The sequence below is a fragment of the Myroides marinus genome (assembly GCF_900109075.1).
In the GTDB taxonomy this organism is placed as follows: domain Bacteria; phylum Bacteroidota; class Bacteroidia; order Flavobacteriales; family Flavobacteriaceae; genus Flavobacterium; species Flavobacterium marinum_A.
Genome location: NZ_FNYS01000009.1, coordinates 60,946 through 83,048, shown reverse-complemented (window position 1 = coordinate 83,048; position 22,103 = coordinate 60,946). Strand labels below are relative to the sequence as shown.

General features: G+C 32.8%; 24 protein-coding genes. 22 read left to right on the top strand and 2 right to left on the bottom strand.

Annotated elements, in window-relative coordinates:
* Positions 1-189: 189 nt before the first annotated feature.
* The 20 genes from BMX53_RS10775 (at position 190) to recN (ending at position 16,971) form a co-directional block, all read left to right on the top strand.
* Positions 190-456 carry a hypothetical protein gene (locus BMX53_RS10775; protein WP_074746252.1) on the top strand — a complete coding sequence of 89 codons (267 nt, stop codon included), beginning with the start codon at positions 190-192 and terminating at the stop codon, positions 454-456.
* Positions 457-463: 7 nt separating this feature from the next.
* The gene (locus BMX53_RS10770) at positions 464-835 is read left to right on the top strand and encodes an immunity 22 family protein (protein ID WP_074746250.1); all 372 of its coding nucleotides are present in this window, start codon (positions 464-466) and stop codon (positions 833-835) included.
* A gap of 74 nt (positions 836-909) precedes the next feature.
* Positions 910-1,353 (top strand): hypothetical protein, encoded by a 444-nt coding sequence (locus BMX53_RS10765; protein WP_074746249.1) that lies wholly within the window; start codon positions 910-912, stop codon positions 1,351-1,353.
* A 26-nt stretch (positions 1,354-1,379) separates the two neighbouring features.
* Positions 1,380-1,880, top strand: coding sequence for a hypothetical protein (locus BMX53_RS10760; RefSeq protein ID WP_074746248.1), 501 nt, complete (start codon positions 1,380-1,382; stop codon positions 1,878-1,880).
* Positions 1,881-2,210: 330 nt separating this feature from the next.
* The gene (gene priA, locus BMX53_RS10755; RefSeq protein WP_074746342.1) at positions 2,211-4,661 is read left to right on the top strand and encodes a replication restart helicase PriA; all 2,451 of its coding nucleotides are present in this window, start codon (positions 2,211-2,213) and stop codon (positions 4,659-4,661) included.
* 26 nt (positions 4,662-4,687) lie between these two features.
* Positions 4,688-5,227 (top strand): DMP19 family protein, encoded by a 540-nt coding sequence (locus BMX53_RS10750; protein ID WP_038986183.1) that lies wholly within the window; start codon positions 4,688-4,690, stop codon positions 5,225-5,227.
* 112 nt (positions 5,228-5,339) lie between these two features.
* The gene (gene rpsF / locus BMX53_RS10745; RefSeq protein WP_038986181.1) at positions 5,340-5,681 is read left to right on the top strand and encodes a 30S ribosomal protein S6; all 342 of its coding nucleotides are present in this window, start codon (positions 5,340-5,342) and stop codon (positions 5,679-5,681) included.
* A 5-nt stretch (positions 5,682-5,686) separates the two neighbouring features.
* Entirely contained in the window at positions 5,687-5,983 is a 297-nt protein-coding gene (gene rpsR / locus BMX53_RS10740; RefSeq protein ID WP_010256901.1) for a 30S ribosomal protein S18, read from the top strand.
* A gap of 65 nt (positions 5,984-6,048) precedes the next feature.
* The gene (gene rplI / locus BMX53_RS10735) at positions 6,049-6,492 is read left to right on the top strand and encodes a 50S ribosomal protein L9 (RefSeq protein ID WP_038986178.1); all 444 of its coding nucleotides are present in this window, start codon (positions 6,049-6,051) and stop codon (positions 6,490-6,492) included.
* Positions 6,493-6,712: 220 nt separating this feature from the next.
* On the top strand, positions 6,713-7,354 hold the full coding sequence (locus tag BMX53_RS10730) for a hypothetical protein (RefSeq protein ID WP_074746247.1): 642 nt from the start codon (positions 6,713-6,715) through the stop codon (positions 7,352-7,354).
* Positions 7,355-7,415: 61 nt separating this feature from the next.
* Complete coding sequence (locus tag BMX53_RS10725) at positions 7,416-7,889, top strand: DUF6495 family protein (protein WP_038986175.1); 474 nt, start codon at positions 7,416-7,418, stop codon at positions 7,887-7,889.
* A 14-nt stretch (positions 7,890-7,903) separates the two neighbouring features.
* Positions 7,904-9,901 carry an NAD-dependent DNA ligase LigA gene (ligA, locus tag BMX53_RS10720; protein ID WP_074746245.1) on the top strand — a complete coding sequence of 666 codons (1,998 nt, stop codon included), beginning with the start codon at positions 7,904-7,906 and terminating at the stop codon, positions 9,899-9,901.
* 65 nt (positions 9,902-9,966) lie between these two features.
* On the top strand, positions 9,967-10,476 hold the full coding sequence (locus tag BMX53_RS10715) for a DUF6913 domain-containing protein (protein ID WP_074746242.1): 510 nt from the start codon (positions 9,967-9,969) through the stop codon (positions 10,474-10,476).
* Positions 10,477-10,490: 14 nt separating this feature from the next.
* On the top strand, positions 10,491-11,372 hold the full coding sequence (gene dapA / locus BMX53_RS10710; RefSeq protein ID WP_074746240.1) for a 4-hydroxy-tetrahydrodipicolinate synthase: 882 nt from the start codon (positions 10,491-10,493) through the stop codon (positions 11,370-11,372).
* An 11-nt stretch (positions 11,373-11,383) separates the two neighbouring features.
* Complete coding sequence (locus BMX53_RS10705) at positions 11,384-11,899, top strand: ferritin (RefSeq protein WP_038986167.1); 516 nt, start codon at positions 11,384-11,386, stop codon at positions 11,897-11,899.
* A gap of 162 nt (positions 11,900-12,061) precedes the next feature.
* Entirely contained in the window at positions 12,062-12,868 is an 807-nt protein-coding gene (locus tag BMX53_RS10700; RefSeq protein ID WP_038986165.1) for an outer membrane protein assembly factor BamD, read from the top strand.
* Between the two features lie 14 nt (positions 12,869-12,882).
* Entirely contained in the window at positions 12,883-13,200 is a 318-nt protein-coding gene (locus BMX53_RS10695; RefSeq protein ID WP_038986164.1) for a DNA-directed RNA polymerase subunit omega, read from the top strand.
* Between the two features lie 12 nt (positions 13,201-13,212).
* On the top strand, positions 13,213-14,421 hold the full coding sequence (coaBC, locus tag BMX53_RS10690) for a bifunctional phosphopantothenoylcysteine decarboxylase/phosphopantothenate--cysteine ligase CoaBC (protein ID WP_074746239.1): 1,209 nt from the start codon (positions 13,213-13,215) through the stop codon (positions 14,419-14,421).
* Entirely contained in the window at positions 14,414-15,298 is an 885-nt protein-coding gene (gene porD / locus BMX53_RS10685; RefSeq protein WP_038986161.1) for a type IX secretion system protein PorD, read from the top strand. The genes coaBC and porD overlap by 8 nt, the downstream gene beginning before the upstream one ends.
* Positions 15,299-15,315: 17 nt before the next feature.
* Positions 15,316-16,971, top strand: coding sequence for a DNA repair protein RecN (gene recN / locus BMX53_RS10680; RefSeq protein WP_074746235.1), 1,656 nt, complete (start codon positions 15,316-15,318; stop codon positions 16,969-16,971).
* Positions 16,972-17,004: 33 nt separating this feature from the next.
* On the opposite strand, the gene BMX53_RS10675 is transcribed toward recN, so the two are convergent.
* Together BMX53_RS10675 and BMX53_RS10670 are read right to left on the bottom strand one after the other, a co-directional pair.
* Positions 17,005-17,853, bottom strand: coding sequence for a DUF4249 domain-containing protein (locus BMX53_RS10675; protein ID WP_074746233.1), 849 nt, complete (start codon positions 17,851-17,853; stop codon positions 17,005-17,007).
* Between the two features lie 5 nt (positions 17,854-17,858).
* Positions 17,859-20,207, bottom strand: coding sequence for a TonB-dependent receptor (locus BMX53_RS10670; protein ID WP_244154502.1), 2,349 nt, complete (start codon positions 20,205-20,207; stop codon positions 17,859-17,861).
* A gap of 382 nt (positions 20,208-20,589) precedes the next feature.
* Between BMX53_RS10670 and BMX53_RS10665 the strand changes: the two genes are divergently transcribed.
* Together BMX53_RS10665 and BMX53_RS10660 are read left to right on the top strand one after the other, a co-directional pair.
* A complete protein-coding gene (locus BMX53_RS10665) occupies positions 20,590-21,402 on the top strand; it encodes a sensor histidine kinase (protein ID WP_244154501.1) in 813 nt (270 codons plus the stop codon).
* A complete protein-coding gene (locus BMX53_RS10660) occupies positions 21,378-22,076 on the top strand; it encodes a LytR/AlgR family response regulator transcription factor (RefSeq protein ID WP_074746229.1) in 699 nt (232 codons plus the stop codon). Before BMX53_RS10665 ends, BMX53_RS10660 begins: the two co-directional genes overlap by 25 nt.
* The last annotated feature ends 27 nt before the right edge of the window (positions 22,077-22,103 follow it).

The following is a 22,103-nucleotide window of genomic DNA, read 5'->3' as shown; positions in this document are numbered from 1 at the left end:
TTTCCTTCGTCAACATGACATAAGCTATATCAACAAAGGTTGTTGTTTTTATGGATGGAGTGGCTCACTGGAATCTACGTTAATTATATCATTAAATATAAAATGATAAACATAATCAAATAGGATATCTGTCTTGTAATTAATGTATTATAAAAATAAGTATCTTTAAATGAATAAAAAATAAAGAAAGTGAAAATAGAAAACGAACAAGAAAATAAAGCTGTGATAACATCAAGAGATATTATTAATGGTAAGTCATTTATTAGTTATGTATATTATGATGAGGATGGGGATTGGCAATTCTTTGACGGAGAAACTATAAAAGAACAGGATGCTGCGGTAATATCTATACAACAGATTTTGACATTGGATACCTCATTACGTAATTTGCCAGAAATGGAAATAGATACTTGTGTTACTCGTAATAGTGTTGGTGATACCTGGCAAATAGGATAGTTTGTAGATGGAAAAAATACATGTATGGATCGGTACCTTTTCTGGAACAGAAGAAGAGTTTAACGCCTATTTTGAAATAGATAAAAAACGTGTGGAATTGGGAATAGGAGGAAGTCAGTTTGATCGTGATATTGGGATAAATTGGTATGATGATGATCACATAGGTGTTTATTGGACTTCTGATCACAATTTATTACGGCATGTTGTGGATGAGGTTATTGGATCAAAAGAGACCTTGGAAGAAATATATAAAGATTGTTTGAGTAAGGGATTGGTATCAGCGAATGCAATGATATATTATTTTGATGATGATATTGATGTTGTTAGTGATAATTCATTATCATTAGGACTTTTCTATATTGGAAAATATGAACTTTAGGGTTCTGACTTCAGGAATATATTAAATTACAATATTTAAACATTTAACTATAATTAAAATTAGATACATAATCAATGGATAAATACATTTTTGCAAATCTAAATTTAGATGAAATAGGTTTTGATTTTTCTAAGATTGAAGATTTTGATTATGCTGGTATTAAAGGAAAAGCTGATGTAGTAGGTTATCATATAATTCTATTCTACAGAGATGGGTTAGAAGCTTTGTCTTTAGATTGTATAGATGTAGGATTAAGAGTTAAAACAATTTCTAATCAAATATTGTATCATTTAGAATGTGATTTAGAAATTGGACAAACCTATTTATTAAAGAGTTTGTCTGATAAATTTAATCAACATATATACAAAAATAGTTTGTTAGAGCATAATACGCAGTATTATTACTTACATGATAATTTTCTGTATGTGTTAGGTCTTTCAGATTCTAATGTACTGGAGTATGTAGAGATTATAGGAAATAAAGAAATTATCCAGAGTAAATTAAGTATATTTAAGTGATATGTGTTGAGAAAATAGATTGTAGAATGAAGGAAAATAGATTTACATATGAGGTTTATAATACGTTATCTGATTTGGATAAGGTAGAATTTATAACGGATTTAGAATGGGAAGAGGGCGACTCTAAATGGGAGTTGTATAATATAATTCTTTGTGATGAGAGTGATTTTGATTTGGCACGAATTGAAGTGTTAAAGATCATGGAGGTAACACCAATGCCTATATTGCTAAAAAACAAGCTTTCAGATAGTTTAGCTGAGGTTATACAAAATACTACAGATGAAGATGTGCTAGAATATGCAGTGATGTGTGCTAGTAGCTTTATCACATATCCTTTAATTGAGGAGTTAGTTATACTACTTTTATTAGATAATACTAGATATAGTAATTTAAGACACTGTGCTTTGTCAGCTATTGAAAAAATAGAAAATAAGGAAAAGAGAAAAAGAATATTAGAGCAGTTGATAGATGATCCAGAGTTTGCAAAATATGCTCAGCGTCTATTGGAGAAAATCGCTAGTGATTAAAAATATGCTTACTACCCTTAATTTCAAATTAAGAATTCAGAGTTACGGTTACGAGAGGAAAATACGAGTGAGATGTTTCCTTCATCAACATGACATAAGCGCGTGATAAAGACAGATGATAATCTGTGTCACGTAAGCTATATCTAAAGGGATTAAGAATGTGTACAATGTTTTATCTTAGATATGTGATACATACTTCAAGTTTATTTACTAGTCAGTAGATACTTCCTTTTTGCGATAAATAAGGGCTAATCGCAGGGTGAGATATAGAGATAAGTTTTAAACCACTTATCTTTGTATTTATTGATTTCTAAAAATAGTATGGTTAGTATGAATTACTTTGTTGAGGTTATTGTTCCATTGGCTTTAGATCCTACGTTTACTTATGCTGTAAGTGAGGCAGAATACGAGTTTATCCAAGTGGGTATGCGTGTAGCTGTTCCTTTTGGGCGTTCTAAGGTATATACGGCTGTGGTAATAGAAAAGCACAATAGAATACCTCAGTACTATGAAGCAAAAGAGATTAATGAAATCATCGACCTGACACCTGTAGTGACTGAGAAGCAGATAGCACTGTGGAAGTGGATAGCGGATTACTATATGTGTACAATAGGAGATGTTTATAAGAGTGCAATGCCTTCTCAACTCTTGTTAGAGAGTGAGACGCTAATACAGTATAATCCTACGAGTAAGATAACTCCTGACGAATTAGACGATGCTGAGTATTTAATCTATGAGGCGCTGCAAGTACAGTCCATCTTAAAGGTAGAGGAAATTATAGCTGTATTGAATAGAAAAAAGGTATTTCCTGTTATTAATTCTCTTTTAGATAAAAAGGTAATCTTCTTACAAGAAGAGATGGTGGAGAAGTATAAGCCAAAACAGATTAGATATGTGAAGTTAGCTGAGCAGTATCTAGCTGAGAATGGGTTAACTGATCTGATGGAGATAGTCTCTCGATCTGAGAAACAGAGAGAGATGATCTTAAAGTATTTTCAGTTGCAGGCTGTACACAAGAAACCGATTACTGTAAAGCAATTAGTGGAAGAGTCTGAATCTACTTCTGCTGTGGTGAAGACTTTGATTGATAAAGAGATATTTGAAGATTATTACTTAAATCAAGACCGCGTAATTTTTGGTGATGCAAGTCAAGATATTATTGAGTTAAGTGATGAGCAGAGTAAAGCACTGTGGGAGATAGGGCAGTCACTTGAGACGAAGGATGTGACTTTGCTACACGGAGTGACTGCGTCAGGTAAGACTGAGATTTATATAAAGTTAATCGAGAAGTATATAGCAGAAGGCGGGCAGGTATTATTCTTATTGCCAGAGATTGGGTTGAGTACACAGCTAGTGATGAGGTTGACGAGTTATTTTGGTAATGAGGTGGCAGTGTATAACTCTAAATATTCTCACAATGAACGTCTAGAGGTGTGGGACCAGGTATTGAACCAATCTGAAAAAGCTAAGGTTATTATTGGTACGAGGTTATCAGTGTTTTTGCCTTTTCAGAATCTGCAGTTAGTTGTGGTGGATGAAGAACATGAAGGAAATTATAAACAGCACGATCCTGCTCCGCGTTATCACGGTAGAGATAGTGCTATTATCTTAGCTAAACAACACGGGGCTAAAGTAGTGTTGGGTTCAGCTACTCCTAGTTTAGAGACGTACTACAACGCTACTCAAGGTAAATATGGGTTAGTAGAGCTGACTAAGCGATATACAAATGTGGTATTGCCAGAAGTTGTTTTAGTAGATGTAAAAGATAAATATAAACGAAAACAAATGACAGGGCATTTCTCCGATTATTTAATCGATGAGATTAATATGGCGTTGTCATTAGAAGAACAGGTAATCTTGTTTCAAAACAGGAGGGGATTTTCTCCTGTGGTAGAATGTATGACTTGTGGAGCTGTACCTGAATGTCCGCACTGTGATGTGAGTTTGACTTATCACAAGTATAAGAATGAGCTGAGATGTCATTACTGTGGATTTACATTGCCTATGCCTAAGCAGTGTTTTCGCTGTCATAGTGTAGATCTGAATACGAAAGGATTTGGTACAGAGCAAGTAGAAGAGGAGTTAAAAGAGCTTTATCCTAATAAGCGTATCGCTCGTATGGATCAGGATACGACTCGTGGGAAGTATGGTTTTGAGAAATTAGTAGAAGCTTTTCAAGCACGGCAGATAGATATTTTAGTAGGGACTCAGATGCTGGCGAAGGGATTTGATTTTGACAATGTGAATTTGGTTGGAATTATGAATGCAGACAATAGTTTGTATCATCCTGACTTTAGAGCACATGAACGTGCGTATCAGATGATGACTCAAGTAGCGGGTAGGGCTGGAAGGAAAGAGAAAAAAGGTAAAGTAGTCATTCAAACATTTAATCCTTATCACAATATTATACAGCAGGTGACTACCTATGATTATATGGGGATGTATAAGGAACAGATGTATGAACGCTATAATTTTAAGTATCCACCGTTTTATAGATTGGTAAAGTTAACTCTGAGACATAAGGAGTTTGAGAAGTTGAAGGAGGCATCTTTTTGGTTATATAACAATCTGAAGGAACAACTAGGAATACCTGTATTGGGGCCAGAAGAACCTGCGATTAATAGAATACGCAATCAGTACATTAGAGTAATCCTAATTAAGATTCCTCAGAATGTACCCTTAGTAAAAACAAAAGAAAACGTAAGAAGAATATTAAAAAGCTTTGAGGCAATAGGAGCCTATCGCTCAGTAAAGGTGGTGGCTAATGTTGATTTTTATTAATTCAAAGTTTGTAAAGAAAGAAAATTATGGAGTTGAAAATTGTAGTTTCAGAAGATTCATTTAAAAGTGCAGACGCATATGATATTGTTTATTCAAATATCTCATTTATTAACTTGGTAAGAGACGAAGGTGGAGTAATGGGAGAGGTAATTCACCCAGATGCTATCATGAGTTATTATCTAGATTATTATTTAGCACAATATAAAAATGGAAACTTCTCTCAGATCGTTTGGAACACACAAGCGGACTATGAATTCTTTGATGATATTGCTAAAGGATTAGAAAAGATAGGAGCTGTACAAAACTTAGCATTATTGAATAAACAAGTTGAGGTATTAAAAGGATTAGATGAGACAGTGCTAGAAGCGTTCTGCGAATCGGATTATTTTGGTACTAATCCAACTAGAGATCTACTGAAGAATGATGATTTTTATAACCTAGAAGAAGACATAGTAGAACTAAATGCAAAATGGTTAAAGAACCATCCTGATTTAGAAGTGTTGTCTATAGAGGAAATGTTTGTGAAGGCAGAGACTTTGTTGGATAAGAAAATTTCTAGGGAGTAAGAAATAGGCATGTAGTTCAAAAAAAGTTCATTAAAGAACAAATTAGTTTTGGATAGTATGTATAAAGTTGTATTTTTGCACCCAATTTTGTAACAAATAAAATTTAGTATTTATGAATCATTATGAAACTGTTTTCATCTTGAATCCCGTTTTATCTGAAACTCAGATAAAGGAAACAGTAGAGAAATTCGAAGAATTTCTTACTTCTAGAGGAGCTGAGATGGTAGCTAAAGAGGACTGGGGCTTAAAAAAATTAGCTTATGAGATCCAACACAAGAAAAGTGGATTTTATCACTTATTCCAATTCACAGCACCAGCTGATATCATCATCAACTTAGAGACTGAATTCAGACGTGACGAAAGAGTTATGCGTTTCTTAACTGTAGCTTTAGACAAACACGCTGTATCTTGGGCTGAGAGAAGAAGAGAGAAATTAAAATCTAAAAAAGCTTAATTGTTATGTCAAGTATAGAACAATCTGCAAAAGGAAAAAAAGACGGAGATATCAGATATCTAACGCCTTTAAACATTGAAACAAACAAAACTAAAAAGTACTGTCGTTTCAAAAAATCAGGAATTCAATACATCGACTATAAAGATGCTGATTTCTTATTAAAATTCGTAAACGAGCAAGGTAAAATTTTACCACGTCGTTTAACTGGTACTTCTTTGAAATTCCAAAGAAAAGTATCTGTAGCAGTAAAAAGAGCACGTCACTTAGCTTTAATGCCATACGTAGCTGATTTATTAAAATAATAAAAAACTAAGGTTGTTGGTTTTCACTCGTGAAACCTAACTTCTTTTAAAAAAGGACATCAACAATGGAAATTATCTTAAAACAAGACGTTCAAAAGTTAGGATTTAAAGATGACGTAGTAACTGTTAAACCAGGATACGGACGTAACTATTTAATCCCTCAAGGAATGGCTGTATTAGCTACTCCATCTGCTAAAAAAGTTTTAGCTGAGAACTTAAGACAAAGAGCGCACAAAGAAGCTAAAATAGTAGCTGATGCTAAAGTTATCGCTGAGGCGTTAAAAGCTTTAGAGATCAAAATCGCTGTTAAAGCTGGTGGTGAGAAATTATTCGGATCTGTAACTAATGCAGATATCGCTGAAGTTTTCGCTAAAAACGGTCAATCAGTTGACAAAAAATTCATCACTTCAGGAGTTATCAAACGTTTAGGTAAATATACTGCTAACGTTCGTTTACACCGTGATGTAATCGTTGAAGTTGACTACGAAGTAGTTGCTGAGCAAGAATAGTCTTAAAAGATTATATATAGAAAAGGCCTTCCGTATGGAGGGCCTTTTTTTTTGCTATATAATTTAGCTAAATAAAATATTGGAGCTTAGTTTGGTTAATAGTCTTTTTTGTATCTTGGATGTGCCTAATAAAAGAGTTTAGTTGTCTTTTATATAGATTGTCTATGAGATGTTTACGTTCTTTTTGATTAGGTGTGAACGATAAATAAAAGAAAAAGATATGAATAGAGTAGTAAAGTTTTTAGGAGTTTTGGTTTTAGGGCTGTCTTTGTTTAGTTGTAAGGATGAAAAGAATACAACTGATGGTGAAGGAGAGACTATAGAGAATGTAACACCAGAAGAAGTGCCAGTAGAGTCTATAGATGGTGGTGATTTAAAAACTACAGAAGGTATTGCTCCTTGGGAAAACTTATATGTACAAGAACCTACTATTTTAAAAAATACGACTAAGATCTTAAAAGTAGATCAAAAGAAAGCGGTAGAGTTAATGAGTGAGGCTAATAAGGTAGAGGTTAGTAAGGATGGATTAGAGACTGTTATCGCTGCACTTAAAACTACAGCTGCTAAGGATTACTTAAGTGACGAGTTTAATAAAGCTATTATTGAAAATGGAGGAAAAGGTGTGGGGTTAAGAGTTGATGTTTCTCCAAATGCTAGTGAGGATGGTTCTGATAAACGTGGTAATTACTATCAATTTACTGTTTATGAGAATTACGAGGATCGCATTGTGACTGTTGGGACATTTATCTTTGATATTAGAACTTTATCATTCTATGAAATGGATGTGGTAGAGGCTGATTATGTTCCTCTAAAATATGCAGTGGCTAAGAAGAAAGAGTTAGCAGCAATTATTAAGAATTAATTTATCGAATTATACGAATTGGAATGAAGGTATTATCTTTGTTTCAAATGCAATTTATATTATGAAATACACTAGGCTTACTAAAGAGCAGTTTGAAGAGTTACATCCTGAGTTTATTAATTTTTTGGCTTCACAGCAGATAGATAAATCGGAGTGGGATAAGATAAAAGAAGAAAAGCCAGAAGTAGCAGAGCAAGAGTTAGATATATTTTCTGATTTGATTTGGGAAGGTGTTCTAAATACAGCAAAATACTTAGAACATTATTCTAAAAACTATATATTCTTGTTTGGTTTTGATGATAAGGAGATTAAAACTATCGTTATCAAAGCAAAACAAGCTGATATTGACTTTTTGACTAAAGAAGGGTTACAGTGGTTATCAGATGCAATATTTACTGATGATGTTGAGGTAAGACATGGTGGTAAGAACTTTGGTACAGATAGAAACGAAGAGATATTTAACTTAATCCAACAGGGAGCTATCTTAAGTGAAGGTCATCTGTATAATCAGTTTAAAGAAATGCTTAAACTATAAATTAGTTGTTTTCAATGGAAGTTAAAGGACAAATAGAGTTATTGCGAAAAGAGTTAAATGACCATAATTATAATTATTATGTGTTAGATAACCCTACTATTTCTGACTTTGAGTTTGATCAAAAACTAAAAGAATTAGAAAAATTAGAATTAGCTCATCCAGAATATTTTGATATTAATTCGCCTACGCAAAGAGTAGGTGGCGCTGTGACAAAGAATTTTGATACAGTAGTACATCGTTATCGCATGTATTCTCTTGATAACTCTTATTCTAAAGAAGATTTATTGGATTGGGAGCAACGTGTTCAAAAGGTTTTAGGAGATGTACCTGTAGAGTTTACTTGTGAGTTAAAATACGATGGAGCTTCTATTAGTATTACTTATGAGGATGGTGTGCTAGTGAGAGCTGTGACTCGTGGAGATGGTGTGCAAGGTGATGATGTAACGAATAATATTCGTACGATTAAATCTGTTCCGATTAGACTGAAGGGTGATTATCCTGGTACATTCGATATTCGTGGAGAAATTGTATTGCCTTTAGCGGGATTTGAAAAAATGAATCAGGAACTAATCGAGATAGGTGAAACGCCTTATTCTAATCCTAGAAATACTGCTTCTGGAAGTTTGAAGTTACAAGATAGTGCAGAGGTTGCTAAAAGGCCTTTAGACTGTTTATTATACTATGTAGTAGGAAGTGATTTAGGTGTAACAACACAATATGAAATTTTAGACAAGGCTAGAGAATGGGGATTCAAAGTTCCTACTATCTCTAAGCTAGCTAAGAATATAGATGAAGTGTTTGAGTTTATTTCTTATTGGGATATACATAGACATGAATTACCTTATGAGACAGATGGTGTAGTAATTAAAGTGAATTCATTACATTATCAAGAGGAATTAGGGTATACATCAAAAGCTCCTAGATGGGCTATTGCTTATAAGTTTAAGGCTGAGCAGGCAGAGACTGTATTAAATTCTATTTCATATCAAGTGGGACGTACAGGAGCTATTACTCCAGTGGCAAATTTAGAACCTGTACAATTAGCGGGTACTATAGTGAAGAGAGCCTCTCTACACAATGCTGATCAGATAGCGAAGTTAGATATTCGTGTGAATGACTCTGTATATGTAGAAAAAGGTGGGGAGATTATACCAAAGATTGTCGGTGTGAACTTAGATGTTAGACCTGCTGACTCTGAACGTACTGTGTATATCAAAGAGTGTCCTGAGTGTGGAACTAAGCTAAAAAGAAATGAAGGTGAGGCTCAGCACTACTGTTCTAATGTATATGGATGTCCTCCTCAAATAGCAGGAAGAATACAACACTTTATCTCTCGTAAAGCTATGGATATAGATGGCTTAGGAGAGGAAACAGTTGTATTGTTATACAAGAATGGTTTGGTAGAGAACTATGCAGATCTATATGAATTAAAAAGAGAACAGATTCTCGGATTAGAACGTATGGGAGAAAAGTCTGCTGATAACTTGATCAAAGGAATAGAGGTATCTAAACAGATACCATTTGAACGTGTTCTTTATGCTTTAGGTATTCGATTTGTTGGAGAGACTGTAGCAAAGAAATTAGCTAATCACTATAAGACAATAGATGCTCTATCTGTAGCTCCTTTAATGGAGTTAATCATGGTAGATGAAATCGGTGAGCGTATCGCACAGAGTGTGATAGATTTCTTTAGTAATGATATAAATAAAGAAATTATTGCTAGATTAAAATCTTATGGCTTACAATTTGTTTTGGAAGAAAAAGAATCTACTGTTGTATCTGATGTTCTATTAGGAAAGACCTTGGTGGTGTCAGGAGTATTCGAACAGTTGTCTCGTGATGAGATTAAACAAGCTATAGAAGATCACGGAGGAAAAGTTGGTAGTTCTATTACATCTAAGACTGACTATGTGGTAGCTGGTGATAAAATGGGACCATCAAAGTTAGAGAAAGCAACTAAATTAGGTGTTACTATCTTGAGCGAACAAGAGTTTTTAGATCTTATTCAATAATTCGATGTTAAAAATGGTATTGCCTATTTAGCTATTTGTTTATCTTTACAAAAACAGTAACTTATATGTGGTTTAATACTTTAAAGAAAAGATCACTCAAAAAAGTAGTAGAAAAGGCAAAGTTAAATGCATTACCTGTTGATTTTAAATATGATTTTAAGGAGATAGGTATAGTTATAGATAAAGCAGATGCTCGTTTTATTCCTGATTTAATCAAGGCATTTGAGAAAAGAGGGGTGAATAGTCATAAAATAAAGATTTTAATTTATACTTCAGAAAATAAGAAGAAGTTGGATCAAGGTCATTTTGGATTAAAGGATTTTACTATTTCGGGTGGCACGGAGAATATCGAGGTACTTGACTTTATAGATAAAAAGTTTGATTTATTAATTAGTTATTACAGTGTAACTACGTCTCCATTAACCTGGGTGACAGCTAAGTCAAATGCAATATTTAAAGTAGGTGTATCGGATGAGAATACAGAGCTAAATCACTTTAGCTTGACTTTAAAAACACTTGAAGTCGAAGGTTTTATAGAGAATTTATTTAAATATATAAACGTTTTTAAACATTAATAATTAGAAGAACTATGCAATCACTTATTGGTACGGGAGTGGCATTAGTAACGCCATTTAATAGCGATTACTCTGTAGATGTAGAGGCATTACAGAATTTAGTAGAATATACAATAGCAGGAGGGGTAGAATACTTAGTAGTATTAGGAACTACAGGTGAGTCTGCAACACTTAGTAAGGAAGAAAAACAGTTAGTCAAGCGTACCGTAATAAAGGCTAATAAGCAACGATTGCCATTAGTGTTAGGAGTAGGAGGAAATAATACACATGCTGTATTAGAGGAGTTAACAGAAGAGAATTTAGAAGGATTTGATGCTATTTTATCAGTATCTCCATATTATAATAAACCGACTCAAGAGGGAATCTATCAACATTTTAAATTGATAGCGGAGAAGAGTCCATTGCCTATTATTTTATATAATGTTCCAGGAAGAACAGGAAGTAATATGGCTGTAAGTACTGTAGTTCGTTTAGCGAATGAGTACAGCAATATTATCGGAATTAAAGAGGCAGCAGGAAGTATTGTACAAGGGATGGAATTAATCCGTCAAAGTACTCGTAAAGATTTCTTAGTGATATCTGGTGATGATGCTATTGCATTACCATTAGTATTAGCTGGTGGTGCAGGTGTTATCTCAGTAATAGGGCAAGGAACACCACAGAAGTTCACAGATATGATCCGTTTAGGGTTAAAAGGTGAAATAAAAGAGGCGTTTGAATTACAATATCAGTTAATGCCCATTATTGATATGATTTTTGAGCAAGGAAACCCTGCAGGAATAAAAGAAATTCTAAAGGTAGAGGGAGTAATGAAAGATACTTTGCGTTTACCTTTAGTAAATGTAGATGCGGATCTAGCTTCTAGATTAGAGAAAGAATACAAATCGCTTAAATAAAAAAGAAAATTATGTTATCAGAAAATTTAGTAAAAGCGCTTAACGAGCAAATTAAAATAGAAGGGGATTCATCACAAATTTACTTAGAGATGGCTTCTTGGGCTGAAATTCAAGGATTTGAAGGAATTGCTACTTTTATGTTTGCTCAATCAGATGAAGAGCGTCAACATATGTTGAAGTTAGTAAAGTATGTGAATCAAAGAGGGGGAGAGGCTGTGATACCAGCTGTAACTAAACCTGAATTAGACCATACTTCGTTTAAAGCTTTGTTTAAACAATTATTCGATCACGAAGTTTTTGTTTCACAAAGTATTAATGAATTAGTACACGTAGCTTTACAAGAGAGAGATTATGCTACGCATAACTTCTTACAGTGGTATGTAGCTGAGCAAATAGAAGAAGAGGCTACTGCACGTACTATTTTAGATAAGATAAACCTTATCGGAGATGATAAAGGAGGTTTATATTTATTTGATAATGATATCAAAAACTTTAACCAACAAGCGAATACTAACGCTGCAATTTAATCGTTTAAGATATAATGATTTATAGAAAAAGATGTCATTTTAGACATCTTTTCTTTTTAATATAAAAAGCTTTTTGTATAATGCAATTATTAATTTAAATTTGCATTTGCTTTTACAGGACTATCTTGGAAATGCTTTTGTCAAAAACAACGAAAAACATTTATGAAAAAATATATTGGTTTATCTATTCTGATGCTTTCAATAGCAAGTTGCGGTCCTATGCAAAAGGCTTTGAAAACTGATGATCACGAGTATAAAAAAGAAGTTGCGAATCAGTTTTATGAAAAGAAAAAATATAGAAATGCTATTCGTTTATATGAACAATTAGAAACTGTTTATAGAGCAAATCCAAAGGCAGAAGATATGTTTTTTAATTTCGCTATGGCAACTTATATGACAAAAGATTATGAATTGTCTTCGCCGCGTTTTAAAAACTTTGCTGCGACATATCCAAGAAGTGAAAGAAGAGAAGAGGCTTTGTTAATGGAGATTAAATCTGGTTTAGCTATGTCTCCTGTGTATTCTTTAGATCAAAGAGTTACATTAGAAGTAATAGAGAAGCTACAGAAGTTTATCGACCAATATCCTGGTTCAAATTATGTGTTCGAAGCGAATACTATCATGTTAGATTTGAATAAGAAATTGGAGAAGAAGGCTTATGAGAATGCAAAACAATTAAATACAATAGGGGAGTATACAAGAAATTATAATGCGGCAATTGTAGCATTAGATAATTTTATATATGATTTCCCTGGAACAGAATATAAAGAGGATGCTCTATTTTATAAATTTGATTCTGCTTATAAATTAGCAATGAATAGTGTGAGATATAAAATGGAAGAGCGTCTTAAAACAGCTAAATCAATGCATGATGTATTAATTAGATTTAACGCTGAGACAAAATATAAAAATCAAGCAACTAGTATGCTTGAAAATATCAATACAGAATTAGCAAAATTTTCAAAATAACTTAAGCGAAAGAGATGGATTTAAAGAAAACAAATGCTCCAGTAAACACAATTACTTATAACAAAAGTAAGATTGAAGAGCCTACAGGAAATATTTATGAGGCGATTACTATAATTGCTAAGAGAGCAAACCAAATCAACACAGACATCAAGAATGAATTGGTTGATAAGTTGGAAGAGTTCGCTACTTACAATGATAGTTTAGACGAGGTATTTGAAAATAAAGAACAAATTGAAGTTTCTAAATTTTACGAAAAGTTACCTAAGGCTCAAGCTTTAGCTGTAGAAGAGTGGTTAGAAGGTAAAGTTTCTTATAAAGAAGTAGAAAATTAATAATACTTAGTGATGTCAGGTCTAGGCGGTAAAAAAATAATACTAGGTGTAACTGGTGGAATTGCCGCGTATAAGACGGCACACTTAGTACGTTTACTTATAAAAGCAGGTGCAGAGGTTCAAGTAATCATGACACCTGCTTCTCATCAATTTGTAACTCCTTATACATTATCTACACTATCAAAAAAGCCAGCGTATACAAACTTCTTTAATGATGCTGGTGAAGGAGGAACATGGAATAATCACGTAGATTTAGCATTATGGGCTGATATTATGGTAGTAGCTCCTGCTACTGCTAATACGTTAGCAAAAATGGCTAATGGTTATTGTGATAATCTTTTAATGGCTGTATATCTATCTGCAAAATGCCCTATAATGGTGGCTCCTGCAATGGATTTAGATATGTATATACATCCAACAACTAATAGAAATTTAGAGTTATTAGAAAGCTTTGGTAATATTGTAATTCCTGCAGAGGATGGTGAGTTAGCAAGTGGACTTATAGGGAAAGGAAGAATGGCCGAACCAGAGACTATAGTTAAGTCTGTGAGAGATGTGCTTAATACTGATCTTCCGCTTAGAGGTAAAAAACTTCTAATTACTGCTGGTCCAACATACGAACCAATAGACCCTGTACGTTTTATAGGTAATCATTCTTCTGGAAAGATGGGGTATGATATCGCATTAGAAGCAGCTAAGAAAGGAGCCAAAGTAGTATTAGTCTCTGGTCCTTCTAATCAAAAGATTTCTCATGAGAATGTAGAAGTTGTGAAAGTGTTGTCTGCTTTAGAAATGTATGATGCTTGTCATAAGGTTTTCTCAGAAGTAGATGTTGTGGTAGCTGCTGCTGCTGTAGCAGACTATAGACCAAAAGAAGTAGCTACAGAGAAGATTAAAAAAGATAGTGAGGAATTTATCATTACAATGGATAAAAATCCAGATATCTTAGCTTCATTAGGCGCTATTAAAAATGAACAATTCTTAGTAGGTTTTGCATTAGAAACACAAAATGAAATAGAACATGCTAAGGCTAAAATCAAGAAAAAAAACCTTGATTTGATTGTTTTAAATTCTTTAAAAGATGAAGGAGCAGGTTTTGGAAAACCAACTAATAAAGTTACCTTTATAGATAAAGATTTTAATATAGAACCTAAAGAATTAAAATTAAAGGAAGAGGTTGCTCAAGATATTATAAATAAGATAGTGAAACATTATGAATAAACTTATTTGGCTTTTCGGTTCGTTTTTTATAGTTCTTAGTAGTTATGCTCAAGAACTTAATGCAACAGTAACTGTAAATTATAGTCAAGTAGGTAATACTCATCAGGCTTATTTTAAGTCTTTAGAAAAATCACTAAAGGATTTTATTAATAATACTAGTTGGGGAACTAAGAAGTTTTCTCCTCAAGAGAGGATTGAATGTATGTTTTTTTTGACTGTGACTACATATGGTAATAATACCGTATCAGGTACATTACAAGTAAAATCTTCTCGACCGGTGTATAATTCTAGTTATTCTACTCAAGTTTTGATGTTTAATGACAAGGATGTTACATTTAATTATGTGGAGTTTGAATCTTTATATTATAATCCTACATCATATGAATCAAACCTTACTTCATTACTAGGTTTTTATGCTAATCTTATAATTGGATTAGATGCAGAAACTTTTAGTGTAGGAGGAGGTAATAGCTATCTTCAAACAGCTAATTCGATAGCTTCATTAGCTCAACAAGGAAATTATCGCGGATGGAAACCAGGAGATGGTAGTAATACACGTTCTACGTTTATTACTGATCTTTCATCTGGAGTTAGTACTCCTTATAAGGAAGCATTATATAAATATCACAGGGTAGGATTGGATAAGATGAGTGATAATATAAATGAAGGAAGAGATGGAATTCTTTTAGCTCTAGAGGCTTTAGATGTTCTTAATTCTTCTAGACCAAACTCTTTCTTAGGACGTGTTTTTTTTGATTCTAAAACAGAAGAATTAATCGGTATTTACGGAGGAGTAACAGATAGGAATAAAAGACGCGTGATAGAATTATTGAATAAATTATCACCTCTTAATGGATTAAAATGGAATAGTTTGTAGTTATTAAACTAGAGTATATGCTTATATCATTAACAATCAGAAATTTTGCATTAATAGATTCGTTAGAAATTGATTTTTCTAAAGGATTTTCTATTATTACTGGAGAAACTGGTGCTGGTAAATCTATTGTTTTAGGAGCGCTTGGTTTGTTACAAGGAAAACGTGCTGACTTATCTTCTCTAAAAGATAAGGAAGTTAAATGTGTTATTGAAGGACATTTTAGCGTTGCAAAATACGGTCTGAATGAAGTATTCAAAGATCTTGAGATAGAGTATGAGGATATTACTATCATAAGACGAGAAATATTGCCTTCAGGTAAATCACGTGCTTTCGTTAATGATAGTCCAGTAAATCTATCAGATTTGCAGAAATTGACAGAGCATTTGATTGATATACATTCTCAACATCAGACTATGGAATTGTCTGATGAGAATTATCAAATGCAGATCGTAGATGCTGTGGCGAATAATGAAAATGTATTGAGTAAATACAAGGAGAATCTAATTGTTTATAAAAAAGCGCAATCTCAATTAAAAGAACTTATTCAGAAGCAAGCTGATTTATTGAAAGAACAGGATTATAATGCGTTTTTGTTAGAGGAATTAGTTCAAGCTAATTTGGACAGTTTAGATCAATTGGAATTGGAGCAAGAATATGAGAAGCTTAATAATGTTGAGTTTGTTCGTGAAAGCTTTGGCCAGTCTATAGGATTGTTATCTGATGACGAAGTAGGAGCTGTTCATCGTCTTAAAGAAGTAAAACAGATTTTACAAAAAACGAGTGGTATTTCTAAAGATTATGAAGAGTTATACAATCGTATTATAAGCGTTGAAATAGAACTAAAAGATTTATCTGATGAGATAGAGAATCAATTAGAAAGTGTATCTGCTGATCCAGAACAATTGAATCTAATTAATGAACGTCTTCAACTTTTGTATAATTTGCAAAGAAAGCATCAAGTGACAACTGTAGAGGAATTATTAGTTATAAGAAGGGATTTAGAGGAACGCGTTGATTTAGCTAGTGGTATAGATGATAAGATTGGTACTTTAGAGAAGGAAATTATTAAAATAGAAGAGATTCTAAATAAATACGCAGGAGAATTATCTGTATCTAGAGAAAAAGCTGTGCCTACTTTAGTAAAACAAATTTTAGAAATACTTTCTTTAGTAGGAATACCAAATGCAAACTTTAAGTTTGACTTTACTACTGCTAAAAGCTTTTTAGCAAACGGAAAAGATGAGTTACAACTGTTGTTCTCTGCTAATAAAGGAATGGATTTTGGAGTATTAAAGAAGGTGGCTTCTGGTGGAGAATTATCTAGAATTATGCTTGCTATTAAAGCTATATTAGCTAGATATTCGAATTTACCTACTATCATCTTCGATGAAATCGATACAGGAGTATCTGGTGAGGTAGCTGATAAGATGGGGGTGATTATGAAAGATATGAGTGAACATATGCAAGTATTTGCTATTACTCACTTACCGCAAATTGCTGGAAAGGGTAATCAGCATTACAAGGTATTTAAAACTTCTGATGATGAAACGACCACATCACAATTAGTATTATTAAACTATGAGGATAGAGTGCGTGAAATAGCTCAGATGTTATCAGGAAAAGATATAAGTGATTCGGCATTAGTACATGCTAAAGAATTATTGTCAAAATAGAAAAAGCCATCTCATTAGAGATGGCTTTTTTATTTAAGGTTTCGGTTGTTCGTATATGGTGTGAATTACTGTTTGTTTTTCTGTAATTCTAAAGTAACCTAGTGCTTCTTTTTCTGGTCGTGTAAGGTTTTTTACATTTCCTTTTATTTTTGTAATTGGCGTTTCAAATGGCCCGCCACCGTTGTTTATTGTACTAATAAGTAAGGACATATAATCGTAGTAATTTCTTGATATTTGATGTAGGTCAATTAATACTTTATCTCCTACTTCAAAGTCTTCGTCTAGAAAGATAGATTCTATTATTTTGTTTTTACTATACTCATTAGTTTGAATTTTTAACTCAGGTTTCTCATTGTTTCTCTGAGAGAATGAATAATAGTAGTTTAAGTTTGAACTTGGTCTTGGCGTATCTTTATAATAGATGCGGATAGTATAATAATCTTTGTTAAAGAACTTCTCTCTTCTTTGTTCTACTTGTTGTATTTCAGGTGTTGATAAAAGTACATCTGTAGCTTCGTAGATATCGTTATCATACTCAATGTGAAGTTTATATTGATTTTTAACGAAGTCTTTCTTTACTTTAGTGTTTATATAACGTCCAGTATTTTTTATCTCTTCAAAAGGGTATCTATTACCTTCTCCATCTTCTACCCATACAATAGCATTGTGTACTTTAGGTGTAGTAGGATTATAGAAATCAGTAGTTAGTGATAACTTAACACTTAATGTATCAGGAGTATTATCTGTATTAAAGTCAATGTTACCTTCAACAACAAGTTTAGGTGGCGCGGTAGGTAATTCTAAATCAATTACTTCTTCACATGATGTAAAGTACATCGCTAAAGAAAGTATACCTATATATTTTAATGTTTTATTGATCATTTTTCTTAGAATTTGAAATTGTACGTTACACTTGGTACTAGGCCAAAAATAGACATCCTAACTGCTTCGTTTTGTCCTCTGTAATCTTTATTCTCTCTAAAAGAAATTGAAGCAGCGTTAGCTCGTCCATAAAGATTGTATATACCAAAAACCCATTCACTTTGCCATTTACGGTTACTGTTTTTAGTAGGAATATAAGTAGCTGATACATCTAAATGATGATATGCAGGTAGGCTATAAGCTCCTCTTTCTCCAAATTTAGGAACACTCTGACCTAAATAGTCATATCTGCCCTCAGGATATGAGGTAGGGCGTCCAGTTTGGTATGTGAAACTAGCACTTAGACTCCATTTCTTGTTAAGCTCATATATTCCAGTGATAGAAAGGTCATGTGTCTTATCATATGGAGTTCTGTACCAATCTCCATTATTGATTCCTGGTTCATCTGGAGTTCTGCCAGGAGTGCGTTGCTCTGATTTAGATAAAGTATAAGATACCCATCCTGTTAGGCGTCCTAGATTTTTTCGCACCATTAACTCTAGGCCATAGGCTCTAGATTCTCCGACTAAGACAACTCTTTCAATAGCATCGTTACCTATTAATTGTGCTCCATCAATATAATCTATTCTGTTGTCTCCTTTTTTATAGAATACTTCAGTTTCTAAGCTATATTTCCCTTGTTTGAAATTTCTAAAGTAACCTAATGCTACTTGATCAACTATTTCTGGTTTAATGTACTTGCTACTTGGTGTCCATATATCTAATGGAGTAGGCGCTGCTGTATTAGACATTAAATGAATATACTGAGCCATTCTATTATAACTTGCTTTAATAGATTGATCATCGTTGATTATATATGCAATTCCTAATCTTGGTTCAAAGTTGTTATAGTTTTGAATACTCTTTCCGCTATTATAAGATTCAGTACCGATAATATCTGCCATCTTATAGACTCCTAAAGTAGCATCGTAATGTACAGGTTGGTTATTTTGGTATAGATTAATAGTCTCTTTTCCTAAATTAGAAAAGGTAGAGAATCTCGCTCCATAATTTAAACTTAAATGCTGACCGATGTTTTGCTCTGCTTCTAAATATATACCTCCTTCAAAAGCATATTTGTTGTCAATTTTTTTATAGTTTATTGGAGAATCTGGTCTTGTAGGTTTGATTATTCCAGGAGAAAATACATGGTAGATACCACTGATACCATATTTTAGTTGAAAATCAGGGGTAATATCATGTGTAAAATCATATTTCAATTGAAAGTTTTTAATATCAGAATCCCATTTAAACTTCGCTAGTTCCATATCCAATCCATAAACATAATCACTATAGCTCAATGTAAGCTTAGACGAAAGTGTCTCGTTGAATAAATGATGCCATTGTGTATTTATTACTGTATTACCAAAGTTATTTTTTAGTAAATCAGCAAAACTAAATACATCTCTACCAAAATATCCTGAGAATGTCAACTTGTTATTGTCGTTTAGATTGAAGTTTAATTTAGTATTTAAGTCGTAGAAATAAGCTGAATTCTTATTATCAGAAAGTTTTAAGAATAAGTGAGCATATGAAGCTCTACCAGCAACAAGAAAAGATGACTTTTCTTTCTGTATTGGCCCTTCTGCCATTAATCTACTAGATATAACACCAATTCCACCAGTACCGTGATATTCGTTTATATTGCCATTTTTTTGGAACACTTCTAAAACAGAAGAAGCTCTTCCTCCATATCTAGCAGGTATTCCTCCTTTATAAAGTTTTAGATCTTTTAAAGCGTCTGAGTTGAAAACTGAAAAGAAACCGAACAAGTGCGAAGAACTAAATACATTAGAGTCATCAAGAAGTACTAGATTCTGCCCAGCACTACCTCCTCGAACGTTAAATCCTGCAGCACCTTCTCCTGCATTAGTTACACCAGGTAACATTAGTATAGACTTAAGTACATCTGTTTCGCCTAGTACTACAGGCATTTTCTTTACATCTTCGACAGAAAGTTTGTTTACACTCATTTCAGGTGTTCTAATTTCTGCTTTAGTAGTGTTTTTGATAATAACTAGCTCATCTAGTTGTGAATTATCTTCTTTTAGGGAAATATTTAGTGTTTTATTATCCGTTAGAGTTACCTTATTATTTTGAGTAGTATAACCTAGGTAGGAGATTGATATAGTATATGTTCCTTCAGGTAGACTAAAAGAGAATTGTCCGTTCTCATCTGTCATATCTGCTTTAGTAAGTTCCTGAATAGTGATGGTAGCTCCTATTAACGGAGTGCTTTTATCTTTTACAAAACCATTCAGTCTGTAATTTTGTTGTGCATATATTAGTGTGTTTCCTAATAGTAAGAACAACATACAAATAGAGGAACGTGCTTTAAGTTTGAATTGTATTAACATTTCTTTTTTATCATTTTATGAGACAAATGTAGTTAGGATTATAACGTGATTAGTCGTAAAATATTTATTGCGTTACAGTTATTATGTAAAAGGTATTAGAATAATTTTTTTTCATGTACTTTTAAGTAAATCTATCTTTACACAATTAATTATTTTTTCAATGAAATGGTATGCTAATTATTGGATAAGAAATGTTACCACTGTCTTTTTTCTAGTTAGTATTTTTACTTATGCTAACTATGTAAATACGGAAGGAGAGAGGACTATGGTAGGTGCTTTAATTGATATGTTACCTACTTTTTGTCTTGTGTACTTTTTTATTAGTGTACATAACATATGTATGGTTAAGCGTTATTTATTGACCAAAAGGTATGAGGTATATTTTTCGTTAGCACTCGTTTTTTGGAGTATTGTTGTAGTTGTTTGTGGGAAGCTAGCTCAAGTCTATGATGAGTTCGTTTCTTGGCCTATAGAAGTAGTAAATGTCTTGTTTCTTGGCTTTTTAGGGATGGGAGCTTATTTCATCCACCTTTGGATATTCAATGATATTACTGTCAGAGAAAAGAGACTAGTAAATACCGAAGCAGAATTAGATTTTTTAAAGATGCAGCTAAACCCTCATTTTTTGTTGAATGCCATGAATAATTTATATGGCGAAGCTTTAACTAATCCTAGTGAAACACCTGAACGTATCCTTCAATTATCCTTACTACTTAGATATCAATTAGAAGCTACCAAAAAGGAGTTTATAACATTGGATCAAGAAATAGAATTTTTAAAAGAATATTTTAATTATTATAAATTTCGTACTAATAGTTTAGTAGTTGATATTAAGTATGATGGAGACACAGGAAACTATAAAGTACCTCCATTGTTGTATTTTAGTTTAGTGGAGAATGCTGTAAAGTTTGCTATTCAAACGGAGTTTCCTTATATCAAGTTAAGAGGAAATATAGTGGAGGGGCATTTGTATTTTGAACTTGAGAATAGTTGCCTTTCTGATGAATTGATACAAAAGGGAACAGGGTTAGGCCTTATTAATTTAGAGAGGCGCTTAGAAGTCTCTAGTTTGAAATATAGATTTGAGAAAAACAAAACAAAGAATTATTATAAAACCACTTTAGAATTATGGGAGTTACCTACAAATGTTTAATAGTAGATGATGAAAAACCAGCGCATCAAGTGCTGTTGAGCCATATTAAACAATGTGAGGATTTAGAATGTATAGGCAATGCCTATAGCGGAAAAGAAGCATTAACTTTTTTGCAGAATAATGAAATAGATATCTTGTTTTTAGATATTAATATGCCACTAGTATCTGGATTAGAATTATTAGAAATGTTACCAGTGAAACCTTCTACAATCGTTACGACGGCTTATTCTGATTTTGCTTTAGAATCCTATCAGAATGATGCTATAGATTATTTATTAAAACCTATTTCTTTTAGTAAGTTTTTGAAAGCAGTAGAAAAAGCAAAAATATTCTGTAAAGACAGAAAAGAGAATAAAAAGAAAAGTGTTCCTCAGAGTGTATTGATTAAAGAAGATGGCTTTGACTATTACATAGATATGACTGATATTATATATGTAGAAAGTGCAGGTAATTATATTAAGATTTTTACAAAGAGTAGACGTAAGAGTTATTTTGTATATGGTTCTTTAAGCGGTTTTAAGACCGAATTAATCGGAGATAACTTTGTACAGGTACATCGTTCTTTTATTATTAATAAAGAGTGTATAAAAGAACGTTTTATGAGCAAAGTCGTTTTGATTAACGAAGACGAAGTTCCTATTGGACGTAAGTATCAGATTTTATTAGATCAGTAATGTGTATAAAAAAGGTCATCAGTTAAT